The 18,739-nt window shown below is 61.9% G+C and carries 19 protein-coding genes; 10 read left to right on the top strand and 9 right to left on the bottom strand.

The features are described from left to right. The first annotated feature begins 143 nt into the window (after positions 1-143). A complete protein-coding gene (locus ACXZ1M_RS19940) occupies positions 144-431 on the top strand; it encodes an HU family DNA-binding protein (RefSeq protein ID WP_110847097.1) in 288 nt (95 codons plus the stop codon). Positions 432-604: 173 nt separating this feature from the next. Next, positions 605-856, top strand: a complete 252-nt coding sequence (locus tag ACXZ1M_RS19935; protein ID WP_459049377.1) for an acyl-CoA-binding protein — start codon at positions 605-607, stop codon at positions 854-856. A 46-nt stretch (positions 857-902) separates the two neighbouring features. Here ACXZ1M_RS19935 and ACXZ1M_RS19930 read toward each other — a convergent pair whose 3' ends face one another. Further along, complete coding sequence (locus ACXZ1M_RS19930; protein ID WP_459049376.1) at positions 903-1,679, bottom strand: FxDxF family PEP-CTERM protein; 777 nt, start codon at positions 1,677-1,679, stop codon at positions 903-905. Positions 1,680-1,796: 117 nt separating this feature from the next. Then, a complete protein-coding gene (locus tag ACXZ1M_RS19925) occupies positions 1,797-2,075 on the bottom strand; it encodes a polyhydroxyalkanoic acid system family protein (protein WP_459049375.1) in 279 nt (92 codons plus the stop codon). Between the two features lie 220 nt (positions 2,076-2,295). Between ACXZ1M_RS19925 and fdxA the strand changes: the two genes are divergently transcribed. The 5 genes from fdxA (at position 2,296) to nth (ending at position 6,593) form a co-directional block, all read left to right on the top strand. Further along, positions 2,296-2,619 carry a ferredoxin FdxA gene (gene fdxA, locus ACXZ1M_RS19920; protein ID WP_459049374.1) on the top strand — a complete coding sequence of 108 codons (324 nt, stop codon included), beginning with the start codon at positions 2,296-2,298 and terminating at the stop codon, positions 2,617-2,619. Positions 2,620-2,653: 34 nt separating this feature from the next. After that, the gene (locus tag ACXZ1M_RS19915; protein WP_373990829.1) at positions 2,654-3,721 is read left to right on the top strand and encodes an NAD(P)/FAD-dependent oxidoreductase; all 1,068 of its coding nucleotides are present in this window, start codon (positions 2,654-2,656) and stop codon (positions 3,719-3,721) included. A 232-nt stretch (positions 3,722-3,953) separates the two neighbouring features. After that, the gene (locus ACXZ1M_RS19910) at positions 3,954-5,189 is read left to right on the top strand and encodes a polyhydroxyalkanoate depolymerase (RefSeq protein ID WP_459049373.1); all 1,236 of its coding nucleotides are present in this window, start codon (positions 3,954-3,956) and stop codon (positions 5,187-5,189) included. A 67-nt stretch (positions 5,190-5,256) separates the two neighbouring features. Continuing rightward, on the top strand, positions 5,257-5,949 hold the full coding sequence (gene rsxB / locus ACXZ1M_RS19905; RefSeq protein WP_459054049.1) for an electron transport complex subunit RsxB: 693 nt from the start codon (positions 5,257-5,259) through the stop codon (positions 5,947-5,949). Continuing rightward, positions 5,946-6,593 (top strand): endonuclease III, encoded by a 648-nt coding sequence (gene nth / locus ACXZ1M_RS19900; protein WP_459049372.1) that lies wholly within the window; start codon positions 5,946-5,948, stop codon positions 6,591-6,593. The genes rsxB and nth overlap by 4 nt, the downstream gene beginning before the upstream one ends. 63 nt (positions 6,594-6,656) lie before the next feature. Here nth and proB read toward each other — a convergent pair whose 3' ends face one another. The 4 genes from proB to rplU all read right to left on the bottom strand — a co-directional run bounded on the left by proB (position 6,657) and on the right by rplU (position 9,777). Beyond that, positions 6,657-7,775, bottom strand: a complete 1,119-nt coding sequence (gene proB / locus ACXZ1M_RS19895; protein ID WP_459049371.1) for a glutamate 5-kinase — start codon at positions 7,773-7,775, stop codon at positions 6,657-6,659. Between the two features lie 177 nt (positions 7,776-7,952). Further along, on the bottom strand, positions 7,953-9,062 hold the full coding sequence (obgE, locus tag ACXZ1M_RS19890) for a GTPase ObgE (protein ID WP_459049370.1): 1,110 nt from the start codon (positions 9,060-9,062) through the stop codon (positions 7,953-7,955). A 101-nt stretch (positions 9,063-9,163) separates the two neighbouring features. Next, positions 9,164-9,424: a 50S ribosomal protein L27 gene (gene rpmA, locus ACXZ1M_RS19885; RefSeq protein WP_110847107.1), complete on the bottom strand. Its 261-nt coding sequence runs from the start codon at positions 9,422-9,424 to the stop codon at positions 9,164-9,166. 41 nt (positions 9,425-9,465) lie between these two features. Continuing rightward, positions 9,466-9,777: a 50S ribosomal protein L21 gene (gene rplU / locus ACXZ1M_RS19880; protein WP_459049369.1), complete on the bottom strand. Its 312-nt coding sequence runs from the start codon at positions 9,775-9,777 to the stop codon at positions 9,466-9,468. Between the two features lie 257 nt (positions 9,778-10,034). Here rplU and ispB point away from each other — a divergent pair, with 257 nt between their 5' ends. Further along, entirely contained in the window at positions 10,035-11,024 is a 990-nt protein-coding gene (ispB, locus tag ACXZ1M_RS19875) for an octaprenyl diphosphate synthase (protein ID WP_459049368.1), read from the top strand. A gap of 101 nt (positions 11,025-11,125) precedes the next feature. Here the strand turns inward: ispB and arsC are convergent, their stop codons facing one another. The 3 genes from arsC to ACXZ1M_RS19860 form a co-directional block, all read right to left on the bottom strand. After that, entirely contained in the window at positions 11,126-11,473 is a 348-nt protein-coding gene (gene arsC, locus ACXZ1M_RS19870) for an arsenate reductase (glutaredoxin) (protein ID WP_459049367.1), read from the bottom strand. A gap of 41 nt (positions 11,474-11,514) precedes the next feature. Further along, on the bottom strand, positions 11,515-13,842 hold the full coding sequence (locus tag ACXZ1M_RS19865) for a TonB-dependent receptor (protein ID WP_459049366.1): 2,328 nt from the start codon (positions 13,840-13,842) through the stop codon (positions 11,515-11,517). Positions 13,843-13,976: 134 nt separating this feature from the next. Continuing rightward, positions 13,977-15,335 carry a metal-dependent hydrolase family protein gene (locus ACXZ1M_RS19860; protein WP_459049365.1) on the bottom strand — a complete coding sequence of 453 codons (1,359 nt, stop codon included), beginning with the start codon at positions 15,333-15,335 and terminating at the stop codon, positions 13,977-13,979. Positions 15,336-15,428: 93 nt separating this feature from the next. On the opposite strand from ACXZ1M_RS19860, the gene ACXZ1M_RS19855 reads away from it, so the two are divergent. Continuing rightward, the gene (locus tag ACXZ1M_RS19855) at positions 15,429-17,693 is read left to right on the top strand and encodes a heme-degrading domain-containing protein (RefSeq protein WP_459049364.1); all 2,265 of its coding nucleotides are present in this window, start codon (positions 15,429-15,431) and stop codon (positions 17,691-17,693) included. A 15-nt stretch (positions 17,694-17,708) separates the two neighbouring features. Beyond that, on the top strand, positions 17,709-18,710 hold the full coding sequence (locus ACXZ1M_RS19850) for a Gfo/Idh/MocA family protein (protein ID WP_459049363.1): 1,002 nt from the start codon (positions 17,709-17,711) through the stop codon (positions 18,708-18,710). The last annotated feature ends 29 nt before the right edge of the window (positions 18,711-18,739 follow it).

The raw sequence follows: 18,739 nt of genomic DNA, 5'->3' as shown, positions 1-18,739 counted from the left end.
AACGCGTAAGCCCTTTAAATACAAGGCTTTATTTGCGCTGCACCGCAGCGAGACAGCAAATATAAGGCGCGCTTCGTACAGAAACCATTACATTTGACAATATTTATGCTAATCTGCGCGCTCCAATAACCAAGGAGGTAGTAATGAAAAAAGGCGAACTGATTGCAGAATTTGCGAAACGCACCGAGCTGTCCGCTGCTGCCGCCAACGGCGCAGTGAACACGCTGATCGCCATCATCACCGAGCGTCTGAAAAAAGGCGACACGGTAGGCATCACCGGCTTCGGCACCTTCTCCGTAGCCAAACGCGCTGCACGCAAAGGCCGCAATCCCGCAACCGGCGAAGCGATCAAAATCGCAGCGTCGAAAACCCCAAAATTCTCGGCTGGCGCCACGCTGAAATCGGCAGTCAACCCGACGAAGAAGAAGTAATTCTTCCCCGGAGTTTTAGCAGGTGTCCGTGAGGGCACAGGAAACGGCGGTTCATGTACGGGAGCATTCCCGGCATGGCCGCCATTCTGTTTTTGGAGCGCCTCCTCTAGCGGCTTTTGCCGGCGCTGCGGTTATGATGGTGCGTCAACCCATCAAACAACAAGGAGCGCGGTATGAGTTTGCAAGAACAATTTGATCAGGCCCAGGCGGACTCGAAGAACCTGCCGGAACGTCCGGACAACATGACGCTGCTGAAGATTTACGCGCTGTTCAAACAGGCGTCCAGCGGCGACGCCAGCGGCGAGCGTCCAGGCATGACCGACTTCGTCGCCCGCGCCAAGTACGACGCATGGGCCGAGCTCAAAGGCAAAACCCAGGACGAAGCGAAACAGCTGTACATCGATCTGATCGAAGATCTGAAATAAAAAAAGGCCCTTGCGGGCCTTTTTAGTTTTGGTTGTCCTGTACAGCTCAAGCCTTGCGGCGGCGTGCAGCGAAGCCCACCAGGCCCAGGCCGGCCAGCATCATGGCGTAGGTTTCCGGTTCCGGCACGGCCGACACGCTGAACGACGTGATGCGCTGGTCGGCATCGGCACCGCCGGTGCCGCCGGTGAAGCCCACATACATGGTGCTGCCGAACTTGGCGTTCAGGTCGACGATCTTGGAATCGCTGACCGCGTACGACAGGCCGCTGCTGAGGTCATTGAAAGTGCCGGTCATGGTCAACTCGTGGGTCGCCGCGTTGTAGCTGACGGTCTGCGAGCCAGTCACGTTGTTCGACGCACCCAGGCTGAACGGCGCATCCTTCAGATTCTGCACCTTGCCGTCGATGCTCAGGCCGTAGTCGTTCTTGTCCCACGACAGGATCACCGAACCGACCGCCGACGCACCGTGGCCGCCCAGGTTCCAGTAACCCACATCGCCACCACCGACGCCGGTGATGTTGTTGCCGATGTTCTGGAACGCCAGCGTGATGCCGTCGGCCATCTTGCTCTTGTTGTCGCCCGTGAGCGAGAACGAGAAGCTGGTGCTGAACGACTGGGTGGTCGAGAGGCCTTGGGTCAGCCAGCCCGCGCCCGCCAAGCCCTCAGGATGGTGCTCATCGGTGTTCTGGGTCAGCTGCAAGGCGCCGTCCACGTACTTCGCGATGCCTGCGCGGTTCAACGTCGACAGATCGATCACGGCAGCCGAAGCTGGCAGGGCGAAGGCGGCGGCAACAACAGCGGCAATCGCAGGCATGAAGCGCATGGCGGAATCCTTAAGATAGTAAAAGAGTGATTAGGTAAATTGCATCAATAGTCTGCAATTATACCGATGCCATTCTTTTATGCAATTGAAATTTTATAATTGCAATTAAAATTATCTTTAGGAAACAAATACCTTGCGCATCTTCTCGCTGACCTTGGCCTCGACCATGGCGGCCATCATGCTGATCGGGAAGCCCAGCGCGATCTTCAGCTGCGCCTGGTTCGGCAACAAGGTCAGCGCGCCGTTGACGCCGCTGCGCTCGAAACGCAACACGTCGCCGTCCCAGCGGCAGGCCAGTTCGAACTGTTCGGCCAGCTTGTCGGCCACTTGTTGGGCGGCCGCGCGGGCCTGTTCCGGCGCCAGGCTGTGCGCCTGGACGATGTTGATGTCCGCCATGCGGATCCCCCTGCTGTGTATAAATAAAGGCGACATGATGCCAGTTGCGCCGGTGCCACGCCAGTGCACACAGGGTGGGAATGAATTTGCTTATATGTATTGTATATAAGCGCAGTTTGTGAGAAATAGCGAATTACCTTAAAATACAGTGCTTTGCCGAGGTTAGCCAGGCACTCCCCCGCCGCCGACGCCGCTGCACACCAACATTGATAGGACTGTTATGACCCACGTTGTCACCGAATCTTGCATCGCCTGCCGTTACACGGACTGCGTCGATGTTTGCCCGGTAGATTGTTTCCGCCAAGGCCCGAACTTCCTCGCCATCGATCCCGACGAGTGCATCGACTGCGCCGTCTGCGTCGCCGAATGCCCGGTCAATGCGATCTACGCCGAAGAAGACGTCCCCGGCGATCAACAGCAATTCATCAAGCTCAACGTTGATCTGGCACGTAAATGGCCTTCGATTACCAAGACCGTCTCGCCGCTGCCGGACGCGGACCAGTTCAAGGACGTCAAAGAAAAACTGCAACTGCTGGCGCGCTAAGCCGCGCCATCATTGAAATCACAGGAAAGCATGTATGAATAGCACCGTAACACCTACTGGCGTCATCGAAGCCGATGCCGTCATCATTGGCGCCGGCCCGGTCGGCTTGTTCCAGGTCTTCGAACTCGGCCTGCTGGAAATCAAGGCCCATGTGATCGATTCGCTGAACGCCGTGGGTGGACAGTGCGTGGAACTGTATCCTGACAAACCGATCTACGACATCCCGGCCGTGCCGTCGTGCACCGGCCAGGAACTGACCGACAACCTGCTGAAACAGATCGAACCGTTCGAGCCGACTTTCCACCTGGGTCAGGAAGTGACCAAGGTCGAGCGCCGCGACGACGGCCGCTTCGACGTCGAAACCACGCTGGGCACGCAGTTCATCACCAAGACCATCTTCATCGCTGCCGGCGTCGGTTCGTTCCAGGCACGCACCCTGAAGGTCGACGGCATCGAAGTGTTCGAAGGCTCGCAGCTGCACTACAAGGTCAAGGACCCTGCGCAGTTCGAAGGCAAGAACCTGGTCATCTGCGGCGGCGGCGACTCCGCCCTGGACTGGGCCCTGAACTTCGTCGGCAAGGCCGAATCGGTGGTGCTGCTGCACCGCCGCGAGGACTTCCGCGCCGCGCCGGCGTCGGTCGCCAAGATGAAAGCCCTGTGCGACGACTACGAAATGCAGCTGATCATCGGCCAGGCCACCGGCTACGAAGCCGATGAAGCCGGCGTGCTGAACCACCTGAAGGTGACCGGCGCCGACGGCGTCACCCGCCGCGTACCGCTGGACATGCTGCTGGTGTTCTTCGGCCTGTCGCCGAAACTCGGCCCGATCGCCGAGTGGGGCCTGGACATCGAGCGCCGCCAGCTGAAAGTGCAGAACACCGAGAAGTTCGAGACCAACGTCCCGGGCATCTTCGCGGTGGGCGACATCAACACCTATCCGGGCAAGAAAAAGTTGATCCTGTCGGGCTTCCACGAAGCCGCGCTGGCCGCCTTCGGCGCCGCGCCCTACATCTTCCCGGACAAGAAGATCCACATGCAGTACACCACCACCTCGCCGAAACTGCACAAGGTGCTGGGTGTTGAGACGCCTGTGTTCGATTAAGAACGCAACAAGCTACTGTCCTACAAGAAAGCAGCCTTCAGGCTGCTTTTTTTATTCCAGAAAAAGTATTACTCTTTATAACAAGATTGCTTGTGGATTTCACGTAGACAGCCGCCTGGTCTTGCAGCTCAGCATAAGATTATGCGTTACGTCAAAAACACAGCCCTTATAATTTGGCTTATGATGATAGTTATTGGTGCATCGCACCAAGCTCACCGATCGGGACTGCCCTATGCTCTACCACCTTCATGAAATGCAGCGTTCGCTGCTGACGCCCCTGATGCAATGGGCGGACGCCTCCTCCAAGCTGTTCACCAATCCTGTGTCGCCGCTGGCGCACACACCGTTCTCGCAGCGCATCGCCGCCGGATACGAGCTGATGTACCGATTGGGCAAGGACTACGAGAAACCGGCGTTTGAAATCGACAGCGTCGACCTCAAAGGCGAAACGGTCGGCATCATCGAGCACGTGGCGATCAACAAGCCGTTCTGCCGCCTGATCCATTTCAAGAAAGACCTGGACGACAAAAAGTTCAAGGCACTCAAACAACCGACCGTGCTGCTGGTCGCGCCGCTGTCCGGCCACCACTCGACGCTGCTGCGCGACACCGTGCGCGGCCTGCTGGTCGAGCACGACGTCTTCATCACCGACTGGACCGACGCCCGCATGGTGCCGCTGTCGGAAGGCGCCTTCCACCTGGACGACTACATCTTCTACGTGCAGGACTTCATCCGCCAGCTGGGTCCGGACGTCCACGTGATCTCGGTATGCCAGCCGACCGTACCGGTGCTGGCGGCGATTTCGCTGATGGCGTCTGAAAACGATCCCAAACTGCCGAAGACCATGACCATGATGGGCGGCCCGATCGACCCGCGCCGCTCGCCGACGCAGGTGAACGACCTGGCCACCGAAAAGAAATTCTCGTGGTTTGAAAACACCGTGATCTACTCGGTGCCGGCCAACTATCCGGGCTTCGGCCGCAAGGTCTATCCAGGCTTCCTGCAGCACGCCGGCTTCATCGCCATGAACCCGGGCCGCCACGCGCAAAGCCACCGCGACTTCTACAACCACTTGGTGGAAGGCGACGAGGAAACGGCCGAATCGCACCGCAAGTTCTACGACGAATACAACGCCGTGCTCGACATGCCGGCCGAATACTATCTGGACACCATCAAGACCGTGTTCCAGGACTTCGCGCTGCCGAAGGGCGAATGGATGGTAGGCGGCAAGCTGGTGCGCCCGCAGGACATCAAGACCGTGGCCCTGTTCACCGTTGAAGGCGAGCTGGACGACATCTCTGGCGCCGGCCAGACCCAGGCCGCGCACGACCTGTGCAGCGGCATTCCGGCCGATATGCAGCAGGACTACGTGACGCCGGGCGCCGGCCACTACGGCATCTTCTCGGGCCGCCGCTGGCGCGAGATCGTGTGTCCGAAGATCACCGACTTCATCAAGAAACACGGCTGATCTTCCATGTGGCCGTGAGGCGGCCTTGGCCGCCTCAGCGCACAGGAAGCTACTATAATGGCGTTTTATAGCCCTCCGCCTAGCCGTGCCCACCTCCAAATCCCTCGCCGACCGCATCGAAGACGTCCTGCCGCAAACGCAATGCACCAAGTGCGGCTTTGACGGCTGCCGTCCGTATGCGGAAGCGATCGCCTCCGGCGCGGCCGCGATCAACCAATGCCCTCCCGGCGGCGCTGAAGGCATCGCCAGGCTGTCGGCGGTCACCGGCCACAAGGTCATCCCGCTCAACCCGGTCAACGGCCTGGAGCGCCCGCGCGCGGTGGCCTACATCGACGAATCCTTGTGCATCGGCTGCACGCTCTGCATCCAAGCCTGCCCGGTGGACGCCATCGTCGGCGCGGCCAAGTTGATGCACACGGTGGTGCCGTCGCTGTGCACAGGCTGCGACCTGTGCGTGGCGCCCTGCCCGGTCGACTGCATCGTCATGTACCCGATCACGGAAACCACAGGCTGGGATGCGTGGACGCAGGCCGACGCCGATGCGGCGCGCGAACGCCACGACTTCCGCGCCATGCGCTTGAAACGCGAAAAACAGGAAAACGATGCACGCCTGGCCGCCAAGGCCGAAGCCAAGATGGCGGCCGTGCAGGCCATCGATCCGGCCGACGCCGAATCGGCAGCGGCGCTCGAGCGCAAGCGCGCCATCATCGCCGCCGCCATGGAGCGCGCGCGGATCAAAAAGGAACAAGACAGTCAATGAACGCAGCCAAACGCTACGAAATGTTTGTGCGCTTCCGCGCCGCCAATCCGAAACCCGTTACCGAACTTGAATACACCACGCCGTTCGAACTGCTGATCGCGGTGCTGCTATCAGCGCAAGCGACCGACGTCGGCGTGAACAAGGCCACGCGCAAGCTGTACCCGGTGGCGAACACGCCGCAGGCGATATTGGATCTGGGCGAAGAGGAACTGAAGACCTACATCCAAACCATTGGCCTGTACAAGACCAAGGGCAAGAACGTCATCGCCACCTGCAAGATGCTGGTGGAGCTGCATGGCGGCGAAGTGCCGCAGGACCGCGAGTCGCTGGAAGCCTTGCCGGGCGTGGGCCGCAAGACCGCCAACGTGGTATTGAACACGGCCTTCGGCCAGCCGACGATGGCGGTGGACACGCACATCTTCCGCGTCTCCAACCGCACCGGCCTGGCGCCGGGGAAGAATGTGGATATCGTCGAACAGAAGCTGCTCAAGTTCGTGCCGAAGGAGTTTTTGCACGACGCGCATCACTGGCTGATCCTGCATGGCCGCTACACCTGCAAAGCCCGCAAACCCGAATGCTGGAACTGCATGCAAATCGACCTGTGCGACTATCGCGCCAAAACAGCCGCGCCAGCAGGCGCCTAAACCGGGGTCAGTTCTGCCAATCGCACACGAGCTCATGTACCAATGGCAGAACTGGCCCCGGTTCTAGACCAACACCAGATTATCGCGGTGGATCAGCTCCTTGCCTTCAACGAAGCCGAGGATGGACTCGATCTCGCTTGAAGGTTTGCGCATGATGCGGCGGGTTTCGGCACTGGTGTAATTCGACAGCCCGCGCGCCACCGCCTGCCCCTCCGCATTGACGCAGGTGATAACCGCACCGCGCCCGAACTCACCCTTCACCTCCACCACCCCGATCGGCAGCAGCGACTTGCCATCCCCGGTCAGCTTCTGCACCGCGCCCGCATCCAGCACCACCTGCCCCGCCGTGTGCAAATGATCCGCCATCCACTGCTTGCGCGCCGTCAGATGGCCGGTCTGCGCCGCCAGTTCCGTGCCGATCAACTCACCACTGGCCAGGCGCGCCAACACTTCATCCTCGCGTCCATAAGCAATCACCGTATGCGCACCCGACTTGGCTGCGCGCTTGGCCGCCAGGATCTTGGTCAGCATGCCGCCGCGACCCAGGCTGCTGCCGGCGCCGCCGGCCATCGCCTCCAGCGCAGCATCGCCCGCGCGGCCATGCTGGATCAGCACCGCCGACGGATCCTTGCGCGGATCGGCGCTGAACAAGCCCTTCTGGTCGGTGAGAATAATCAAGGCATCGGCCTCGATCAGATTCGCCACCAGCGCGCCCAGCGTGTCGTTATCGCCGAACTTGATTTCATCGGTGACCACCGTATCGTTCTCGTTGATGATGGGGACGATCCCCAAGCGCAGCAAGGTGGTGAGCGTCGAACGCGCATTCAGATAGCGCTCGCGGTCCGCCAGGTCGGCGTGCGTCAGCAAGACCTGCGCGGTGCCCAACTGGTGCGCGCGGAAGCTGGTTTCGTAGATCTGCGCAAGACCCATCTGGCCCACGGCGGCGCAGGCCTGCAGTTCATGGATATCGGTGGGGCGCTGCTCGAAGCCCAGGCGTAGCATGCCTTCGGCGATGGCGCCGGACGACACCAGCACCACCTGCTTGCCCAAGGCGCGCAAGCCGGCGATCTGCGCGGCCCAGCGCGCGATGGCGGCGTGATCGAGACCGCGTCCATCATTGGTGACCAGCGACGATCCAACCTTGATGATGATGCGGTGTGATTTTTGTATGACGGAATTCATGGCGGCGACAATCTTCAAAACAAGCGTAAAAAAATATGCTGTGATTTGGCGGGCTGGTTGCCCTGCTTTGCCGCTAACAGTCGCCGGCCCCGCGATGAGCGGGACGGGCGCCGAGATGGAAAGACATAATCAGCTGATAACTGATTATGCCGGTGATGCAGGCGATCCGTCGAGTGTTTAGTCGAGGATCTTGAAGCGAGGATCGTCCGGATCGATGGACGAAATGCCGCGCGCTTCTTCGGTCATCTGGGTTTCTTCCGCGCGCTGCTCGGTGTGGCGCGTTTCTTCCAGGTGCTTCTGGATGGCGTTGACCAGCTCCTGCGTGCCGTCGTGGCTCAGCGCGGAGATCTCGAACACCGGACCCTTGAAGCCGAACTTCTTGATGAAGTCCTTGACCTTCTTGGCGCGCTCTTCTTCCGGAACCATGTCCAGTTTATTGAGCACCAGCCAGCGTGGCTTGTCGACCAGCTCTTCGTCGTACTTCTTCAGTTCATTGACCAGGGCCTTGGCTTCCTTGACCGGATCGACGGTGGCTTCGAACGGCGCCAGGTCGACGATGTGCAGCAGCAGGCCGGTGCGCGACAGGTGGCGCAGGAACTGGTGACCCAGGCCAGCACCTTCGGCGGCGCCTTCGATCAAGCCGGGAATGTCGGCGATCACAAAGCTCTTCTCGTGCGACACGCGGACCACGCCCAGGTTCGGGTGCAAGGTGGTGAACGGGTAATCGGCGATCTTCGGGCGCGCGTTCGACACGGCGCTGATGAAGGTCGACTTGCCGGCGTTCGGCATGCCCAGCAGGCCCACATCGGCCAGCACCTTCAGCTCCAGGCGCAGCGTGCGCTGTTCGCCTTCTTTGCCCGGGGTCTTTTGACGCGGGGCGCGGTTGGTCGAGGTCTTGAAGTGGATGTTACCCCAGCCGCCTTCGCCGCCCTTGGCCAGCAGTTCCATCTGACCGTGCTCGCTCAAGTCGGCCAGGATTTCGCCGGAGACGTCATCGATGATCAGGGTGCCCAGCGGCATGCGCAGATGCATGTCGTCGGCGCCGCGGCCATAGCAGTCGGCGCCACGGCCGGCTTCGCCGTTGCCGCCGCGATGGACTTTCGAGAAGCGGAAATCGACCAAGGTATTGATGTTACGGTCCGCTACGGCCCAGATCGAGCCACCCTTGCCGCCGTCGCCGCCGTCAGGGCCGCCGAACGGGCGGAATTTTTCACGGCAAAACGACGAGCAGCCATTGCCGCCGTCACCACCGATTACTTCAATTTTTGCTTCGTCGATAAACTTCATGATGTACCGCCATAAAACTAAAAGGCTCTACCTATGGGCAGAGCCTTTCGATTGAAGGCTTGCGCCTTACAAACGGCCTCTTGACGAGGCCGGAGCGTAATTTACGCTGCTGCTACTACGGTGACGAACTGTTTCGAGCCTTCACCTTTTTTAACGAACTTAACCACGCCGTTCACCAGAGCGAACAGGGTGTGGTCTTTGCCGGTGCCTACACCTTCGCCGGCGCGCACTGGAGTGCCGCGTTGACGAATGATGATGCCGCCTGCATTGATCGTTTGACCGCCGTAAACCTTAACGCCCAGGCGTTTTGATTCTGAGTCACGACCATTTCGCGTTGTGCCGCCGCCTTTTTTGTGTGCCATGCTAAAGCTCCTTGAATACTAGGATTGTGTCGAACCGGGGATTAGCCGTTGATCGAAACGATTTGGATTTCGGTGTAATTCTGGCGATGGCCCTGATGCTTCTGGTAGTGCTTACGACGACGCATCTTGAAAATCTTCACCTTATCGTGACGACCGTGTGCCACAACAGTAACCAGTACCTTAGCACCTTCAACCAGCGGAGCGCCAAACTTGATGCTCTCGCCTTCGCCAACGGCGAGGACCTGATCGATAGTGAGTTCGGAACCAATGTCTGCCGGTATCTGTTCTATTTTGAGTTTTTCGCCAGCGACAACTTTGTATTGTTTGCCACCGGTTTTTATGACCGCGTACATGATTTGAAACCTCTTAAAATGTTAAGAAAATTCCCCGAAAACAGGGGAACCGCAGATTATACACAAGATGCGAATTTGCGTCAAAAAGTATTCACAAAAGCGGGAGGGCGTGGTATGTCAAACAATTTTGCCCCTGGCTGAAGCATTGATGGTTAGTAATAAATCAATTCTCTTGCGCGAAACGCGGGTCTACGCCCCTGTGGGCGGGGCCATGGCGTATAATCCTGCCACCAATAGTCTAACTGCACAGGTTCGCCTTGTCTGCCGCTACCCAAAACGCCACCCAAAACAACATCACCCAGACCATCGCCGCCGATATGGACGCGGTCAACGCGGTGATCCGCCAACGCCTGCATTCCGAGGTGAGCCTGGTCCATCAGATTGCCGAATACATCATCAGTGCGGGCGGCAAACGTATCCGTCCAGTGCTGGTGCTGCTGGTGGCCAATGCCTACTCTTATAAGGGCGCGGCCCATCACGAGCTCGCGGCGGTGGTGGAATTCATCCACACCGCCACACTGCTGCATGACGACGTGGTGGACGAATCGTCGCTGCGCCGTGGCCGCGCCACGGCCAACGCCTTGTTCGGTAATGCCGCGTCGGTACTGGTCGGCGACTTCCTGTACTCGCGCGCCTTCCAGATGATGGTCGGCCTGAACAATATGCGCGTGATGCAGATCCTGTCGGACGCCACCAACGTCATCGCCGAAGGCGAAGTGCTGCAACTGCTGAACATGCACGACCCGGACGTAACGCAAGAACGCTACCTGCAAGTGATCCGCTCGAAAACCGCCAAGCTGTTCGAAGCGGCGGCCGAGTTGGGCGCGCTGGTGGCCGGTGCGAATGACACGCAAATCGCGGCGGCCGGCGAATACGGCCGCTCGCTGGGCACGGCGTTCCAGCTGATCGACGATGTGCTCGACTACGCCGGCGACGCCAGCGAAATCGGCAAGAACGTCGGCGACGACCTGCGCGAAGGCAAGCCTACCCTGCCGCTGATCTACCTGATGGAAAACGGCACAGCCGAACAGCGCGAGCTGGTACGTTCGTGCATCGAACAGGGCGACGAGCAGCACTTCGACACCATCCTGGCCGCCATCACCAGCAGCGGCGCGCTGGACTACACGCGCGAGCAAGCTGTCATCGCCGCCAAGCGCGCCTCGGAAGCCATCGCCGACCTGCCGGACAGCGTCTACAAAGAATCGCTGCTGCAACTGGCCCACTTCTCGGTCCACCGCAACCACTAACGTCACCGCCGTCATTCCCGCGAAAGCGGGAATCCATGCACAGCATCTGTGAAGCACACATGCTATGGGTTCCCGCTTTCGCGGGAACGACGGTCGCGGGGTTACAGGATCTCCAGCACCAGCTCCGATGGACGACACAGGCGCACGCCTTTGGCCGTGACCACCAGCGGACGCTCGATCAGGATCGGATGCGCCGTCATGGCGTCCAGCAGCGCGTCGTCCGACAGCGCTTGGTCCGCCAATCCCAGCTCCACATACAGATCACCCTTGTTGCGCATGGCCTGGCGCACGCTCAGGCCGGCCTTGGCGATCAAGTCCTTCAACACCGCGCGCGACGGCGGGTTCTTGACGTAGTCGATGATCTCCGGCTCCACGCCAGTCGCGCGGATCGCTTCCAGCGTTTTGCGCGAGGTGCCGCAGGCCGTGTTGTGATAGATGGTGATGCTCATGATGCCGCCCTTGCACTGAATTCCAAAGGCAGCATTATCGCTTAAAACTTGGTCGCCAAGCTCACGCCGATGCTGCGCGGCGCCAGCCGGTATCCCTGCACGATGGACGCCACCTGCGGGTGCTGGATGATGGTGTCGTCGTCCAGCGCGTTCTTTACGAACACGGTGAAGGCGTAGCTGCCGAAGGTCATGCCGCCGCTCAGGTTGACCGTATGGTAGGACGGACGATCATGGTCGGTCTGCTCCGGGTCCAGCGAGCCTTTGCTGGAGCCTACCCACTGCATGCCCGCCATCACGAACGCCGGCCGCTCCCACGCCGAGAAGTTGTAGGTGGCGTTGACCGCCGCGTTATATTTCGGCACGCCCTGGATCTGCGCACCGGCCACCGCGCCCACCACGCCGTTCTCGATGCCGGCGTCGTTCGACAGCTCCGCCTTCACATAGCCGCCCGATGCGCTCAAGGTCAGGCCCGGCAGCGGCTTGGCCTTGATGTCGAACTCGAAGCCGCGCGTGGTGGCGTCGCCCGCGTTGGCGTTGTAGGTGTAGGCGCAGGTCGGCAGGTACACGCCCTGCTGGATGTTTTTCCACTTCACGTAAAACACGTCGGCGTTCAGCGTCACGCGGTTGTTCAGGAAGCGCGATTTGCTGCCCACTTCATAGCTCCACAAACTGTCCGGCGAATACGACGGCGGCCCCGCTTCGATGCCGTTCGCTTCCAGGTCCTGGCCGCAGGTGCTGGTCGGCACGTAGATGTTGGCGCCGCCCAGGCGGAAGCCTTTGGCCACGCTGGTGTAGACGGTGTTGGTGGGACTCACTTCCCACGTCAGCGCGTACTTCGGCGTGAAGGCGCTGGAGGAAGTCTCGGCGCTGCTGTTGTTGCCGGCGCCGGCCAGGTAGTTGCCGTTGCGTTGCTCCAGCGTGGTGTTGGCCTTCAGGTAGCGCGCACCCACCGTGGCGTGCACCGTCGGCGAGAAGTAGTAATTTAATTCGCCGAACACCGAGGCCTGCTTTTCACGGTAGTGGAAAGCGCCGGCGAACGAGTTATCGTTCGGGAATTGGCCGGGCCGCGCATCCGGCAGCAGCTCCGGGTCGGCGATGTCGAAGCCGAACTGCTTGAACACGTCGGTCACGCCGAAGATCGGATCGTTCTCGATGATGTTGGTGTGCTGGCGCGAGACGTAGACGCCCGCCAGCCAGGTCCACGGCGACACCTTCTCGTCATACGGACGCGAAGCCAGGCGGAATTCCTGCGATACCTGCCGCACCTGGTTGTTCAGGTACACGGCCGACGGCAGGCCGGCGATCGCTTCGATCAGCTCCGGCGGCGCCTTGCCGCCATCGTCGGTCGAGGTCAGGAAGGTCGACAGCGAATAGCTGTTGTAGGCCGAACCGTTCTGCGTGCGGTCGAACTTGCGCTGGAAGTAGCTGGTGGCCGAGGTCAGGTCGAAGTCGCCCAGGTCCCAGTTGATGGTCACGCTCGGCGCCAGCAGTTTATCAATCGACGGCTCGCGCACCTGCTTCTGCGCCTGGTAGGTCGGCAGCTCCAGGTTGAAGGCCGCGATGTCCTTGGCGTCGATGCGCTGGTAATACACGGACGGCGTGATGGTCAGCGCGCGCGTCGGCTTCCATTTCAGCGCGGCGCGGAATTCCTGGTCGCTGATCTTGTTGATGTCGTTCGCAATGGTCTTGCCATCGCCGTCCACCTGGTTGATGTAGCCGCCCGTGTGCTGCGCCTGCACGCCGATGCGCAGCGCCAGTTCGTCGGCGATCAGCGGGATGTTGGCCACCACATTGGCTGCATAGTTCGCGCTGCCGCCCTTGGTGTTGGAGCCCTCGGTGTAGGTGGTGAATTCGCGCTCCTTCAGATCCGGCTCGTTCGGCACGAACTTGATGGTGCCGCCCATGGAGCTGGCGCCGTACAAGGTGGCCTGCGGCCCGCGCAGCACTTCCACCCGGTCGATGTCGAAGAAGCGGGGCTCAATATTCCCCATGGTGTAGACGTTGCCCACGGTGACCGGCGTGTCGCCAAGGTAGATGCCCACCGTGGCCGCACCGGCCGTGGAGCTGATGCCGCGTATCTCCACGTTGGAGGTGCCCGGCCCGGCGCCGCCGTTGCCGCTGGCGGCGGTGAAGGAGATATTCGGCACCACGCGCGTGAGGTCGGTGATGTCGCGCACATGCTCGGCCTGCAGCTGCACGCCGGTCACCGCGCTGATGCTCATCGCCACCTTGGCCGGGTCTTCCTTGCGCTTTTGCGCGGTCACCTTGACGATCTCGATTTCGTCCGAGGACTGCGCCTGCTGTGCCCACAATGGGGCGCTGAAGGCCGCCAGGACGGCGGTGGCGATGAGTTTGCGTGGCATATCCATGTGCGGTCTTCTCCTTGGCGCCCCAGAATGATGCATTCCGGGCTAGTTGCTTATAATAACCATATTAATCTTTTAACAAAGCAAGAACTTTGCCAAGACGTTGGTATCAAGCCACAACTAGTTGAAGCGCCAGGTCACAGACCGTAGTCGACATCCTTCGGCGCCATGCGCTCATCGGCGCTGGCGACGAACGGCAGCGCCTGGTCCGCCTGCTTGTAGACCACACCTTCCTTCATGACGAAGCTGACCTTGGTCATCAGGTTGATATCGGCCAGCGGATTGCCCGGCACCGCCACCAGGTCGGCGAACTTGCCGACGCTGATGCTGCCCAGGTCCTTCTCCTGCTTGAGCAGCGCGGCGGCCTGCGTGGTGGCGGCCTGGATCGCGGCCAGCGGCGGCATGCCCGCCTCCACCATGTAGCCGAATTCCTTGGCGTTGTCGCCGTGCGGATAGACGGCGGAGTCGGTGCCGAAGGCGATCTTCACGCCGGCCTTGTAGGCGCGGCCGGCCGTGCCTTGGATCAGCGGGCCGATGGCGGCCGCCTTCAACGCCACCTGCGGCGGGAAGTAACCCGGCACCTTGGCCTTGGCCTCGACATACTTGCCGGCGATGATGGTCGGCACGTAGAAGGTGCCGTGCTCCTTCATCAGCTTCATGTCCTCTTCGTTCATGTAGGTGCCATGCTCGATCGAATCGACGCCGCCGATGACGGCGCGGCGGATCGCTTCGGCGCCGTGCGCGTGCGCCGCCACCGTCATTTCGTAGTCGCGCGCGGCGGCCACCACGGCCTTGATTTCCTCGATCGTCATCTGCGCGTTGTCGGCGCTCTTGCTCTCATCGAGCACGCCGCCGGACGGCATGATCTTGATCAGGTCCGCGCCATCCTTGTAATGCTGGCGCACCGTCTTCCACGCATCGGCGGCGCTATTGATGATGCCGTCCTTGGCGCCGTAGTCGGCCATCAGGTCGGCGCGGTAGCCGTCCGAATCGTCGGCGTGGCCGCCGGTGGAACCAACCGCCTTGCCGGCGGTGAAGATGCGCGGGCCGGGCACCACGCCGGCGTTGATGGCGTTGCGCAGCGCGATCGAGGTGTTGGCGATGTCGCCCAGGTTGCGCACCGTAGTGAAGCCGGCCAGCAGCGTCACGCGCGCGTAGTTGGTGGAGCGGATGGCGTAGTCGGCGACGTTCCAGCGGAACTGGTCGGAATAGCCGGTGGCGCTGGTCTGGCTGGTCAGGTGGGTGTGGCTGTCGATCAGGCCCGGCAGGCAGGTCTGGCCGGCCAGGTCGATCACGGTGGCGCCGGCGGGCGCCTGGCGGCCGGCGATCACCTGCGTGATGCGCTTGCCATCGATGAGCACCGTAGTCGCCCCCAGCAGCTTGCCGCTTTGCGTATCCAGCAGTTGCCCGCACTGCACGGCGACCGGGGTTGGCGCGGCGCTGGCGCAAGTGGCAAAGCAGGCGGCGACGGACAAGGCGGCGGTATGAATACGCATCGGAACTCCGAAATAAAAGGTGAGCGCAGATATTATCGCAACGGCGCTTGATGTATCATGAAAACGCTTTCATAAAAACGATACGGAGACAAATTGACTATTTTCATCCATAAATCAGCAAGCAGTGTTACCGCTATCAACGGCCAGCCCGCCAAGCGGATCAAGCTGGCGCTGTTGATGCTTGCCGCCATCGGCTCCGGTGCGCAGGCCGCCGCCATCCGCGTCAACCAGGTCGGCTTCGCGCCGCAGGCCGCCAAGCAGGCCGTGGTGACGGACAACGCGGCCACCGACTTCGAAGTGGTGGCCGCGGACACCGGCAAGACCGTCTTCACCGGCAAGCTTAGCGCACCGGCCGTATGGAAGCCCTCGCTCGAAAGCGCGCGGCTGGCGGACTTCTCGGCGCTGACCGCGCCCGGCGACTACCGCATCAAGCTCGACGGCAAAACCGTCTCCGACCGTTTCACCATCCGCGCCACGCCGTACCGCGACCTCAACGCCGCCGCCATCAAGGCCTACTACATGAACCGCGCCAGCATCGCGCTGATGCCGCAACACGCCGGCGTCTACGCCCGCCCGGCCGGACACATGGACGACAAGGTGCTGGTGCACGCCTCCGCCGCTTCCAAGCAGCGTCCTGAAGGCAGCGTGATCGCCAGCGGCAAGGGCTGGTACGACGCCGGCGACTACAACAAATACATCGTCAACTCCGGCATCTCGACCTACACCCTGCTGGCCGCGCTGGAACACTTCCCCGGCTACTTCGCCAAGCAGAACCTCAACATCCCCGAATCGGGCAACGGCCTGCCGGACATCCTCAACGAAGCCTTGTGGAACCTCGACTGGATGCTGACCATGCAAGACCCGCAAGACGGCGGCGTCTATCACAAGTTGACCAACAAATCCTTCGACGGCATGGAGATGCCGGACCAGGTCAAGCCCACGCCGCGCTACGTGGTGCAGAAAAGCACCGCCGCCGCGCTCGATTTCGCGGCCACCATGGCCACCGCCAGCCGCGTGCTCAAGGCCTACGAACAGCAGCGTCCCGGCCTGTCGGCGCGCATGCTGGCGGCCGCCGAATCGGCATGGAACTGGGCGCAAGCCAACCCGGGCGCCACCTTCCGCAACCCGTCCGACATCCACACCGGCGAATACGGCGACCAGAAGCTGCAGGACGAATTCGCCTGGGCCGCCGCCGAGCTCTACATCAGCACCGGCAAGGACAGCTACTACCGCGCCATCAAGGCCGACCAACTGCCGGCCACCACGCCGAACTGGAGCGACGTCGGCGGCCTGGCCTGGATGTCGCTGGCGCAGCACCGCGCGCACCTGACGCCGGCGGCCGACCAGAAACTGATCGCCAGCCGCATCGACGGCCTGGCCGCCAGCCTGGCCGCCAACTGGAAGGACTCCGCCTACCGCGTCCCCATGCAGGAGCAGGACTTCGTCTGGGGCAGCAGCGCCGTGGCGCTCAACCAATCCATGATGCTGCTGCAAGGCTACCGCCTGAACGGCAAGGCCGACTACCTGAGCGCGGCGCAATCGGGCCTCGACTATGTGTTGGGCCGCAACGCCACCGGCTACTCCTTCGTCACCGGCATCGGCGCGCGCCCGGCGCTGCATCCGCACCACCGCCCATCGGAAGCGGACAAGATCGAGGCGCCGGTGCCGGGCTTCCTGGTCGGCGGCCCGCAGCCGGGCCGGCAGGACGAGAAAGACTGCCCGGTGCACTACGTGAACAAGCTGCCCGCCACCGCTTACCTGGACCACGTGTGCAGCTACGCCAGCAACGAAATCGCCATCAACTGGAACGCGCCGCTGGTCTACGTCTCGGCCGCGCTGGACCAGCTGACCGTCAACAAAACCACCACCGGAGCAAGCATGGAACCGAAATTCGAACTGGCCACGCTGGCCCGCCAGGAAGAGCTGCTGCAATTTGACAGCTTCAACAACGACACCGCGCTGGCGCTGGGCATGAAGGTCATCGAACTGGCGCGCGCCGCCGGCAAGTCGGTGGCGGTCAACGTCACGCAGGACGGCACCATGCTGTTCTACCACGGCATGCCGGGCACCAACGCCGACAACGCCAACTGGATCCGCCGCAAGAGCAACCTGGTCAACCGCACCGGCCACAGCTCCTTCTACACCCACACCGAAGTGAAGAACGCCGGCGGTGACTACGACGCCCTGCCCGGCCTGGACATGCGCGAATTCGCCGCGCACGGCGGCGCCTTCCCCATCGTCATCAAAGGCAAGGGCCGCATCGGCACCCTCACCGTCAGCGGCCTGCCGGGTTGGGAAGACCACGCCATGGCGGTGGCGGCGCTGAAAGCCCATCTCAACATCGACGCCAACATTTAAACCTCAGGAACACACATGACCGACATCATCCGCTGGGGCATCCTCGGCACCGGCCGCATCGCCCACGACTTCGCCAAGGCGCTGCAGGACACACCCGGCGCGGTGCTGGCGGCGGTAGGCTCGCGCAGCGTGGAAAGCGCGGCCGCCTTCGGCCGCGAATTCGGCGACACGGCCGGCCAGCCTGCCGCCTACGGCTCCTACCAGGAGCTGGCGGAAGCGCCGGGCATCGACATCATCTACATCGGCACGCCGCATCCGATGCACGCCGAGAACGCCATGCTGGCACTGCGCGGCGGCAAGGCCGTGCTGTGCGAAAAACCGTTCACCATGAACCGGCGCGAAGCGGAACAAGTGGTCGCACTGGCGCGCGAGCGCAAGCTGTTCCTGATGGAAGCCATGTGGACGCGCTACATGCCGGCGCTGGCCGAAGTGCGCCGCATCATCGCCTCCGGCGAAATCGGCGTGGTCAACTCGGTGCATGCGGACCTCGGCTTCGTCGCCTCCACCGATCCGGAAAACCGCGTCAACAAGCGCGAGCTGGGCGGCGGCGCGCTGCTCGACCTCGGCATCTACCCGCTGTCGATCGCCTGCGCATTGCTGGGGCCGGTGGAATCGGTGCAGGCGCAAGCCATTCTCAGCGACGGCGGCGTCGACATGACCACCAGCTTCACCATGAAGCATACGGGCGGCGCCATGTCGATCAACAGCTGCTCGCTGCGCGCACGCACGCCGTCCGAACTGACGGTATCGGGCACGCTGGGCAGCGTGCGCATGGAGGGCATGTTCCACCTGTCGCAAACGCTGACGGTGAAGCTGGCCGGCGGCGTCACGCGAACGGTGGCCACGCCCTACCTCGGTAACGGCTACGTGCACGAAGCCATCGAAGCCGGCCGCTGCCTGCGCGAGGGCCTGCTGGAAAGCCCCGGCATGACCCACGCCGAGTCGCTGGACCTGATGACCTTGCTCGACACCATACGCAGCCAGATCGGCGTGATCTACCCGGCCGACGCCGGTTGAAAACGGCGAAAAAATCTGGTGTAATTAAC

This window comes from Duganella paludis (genome assembly GCF_054461335.1).
This window is presented reverse-complemented; position numbering and strand designations above follow the sequence as displayed.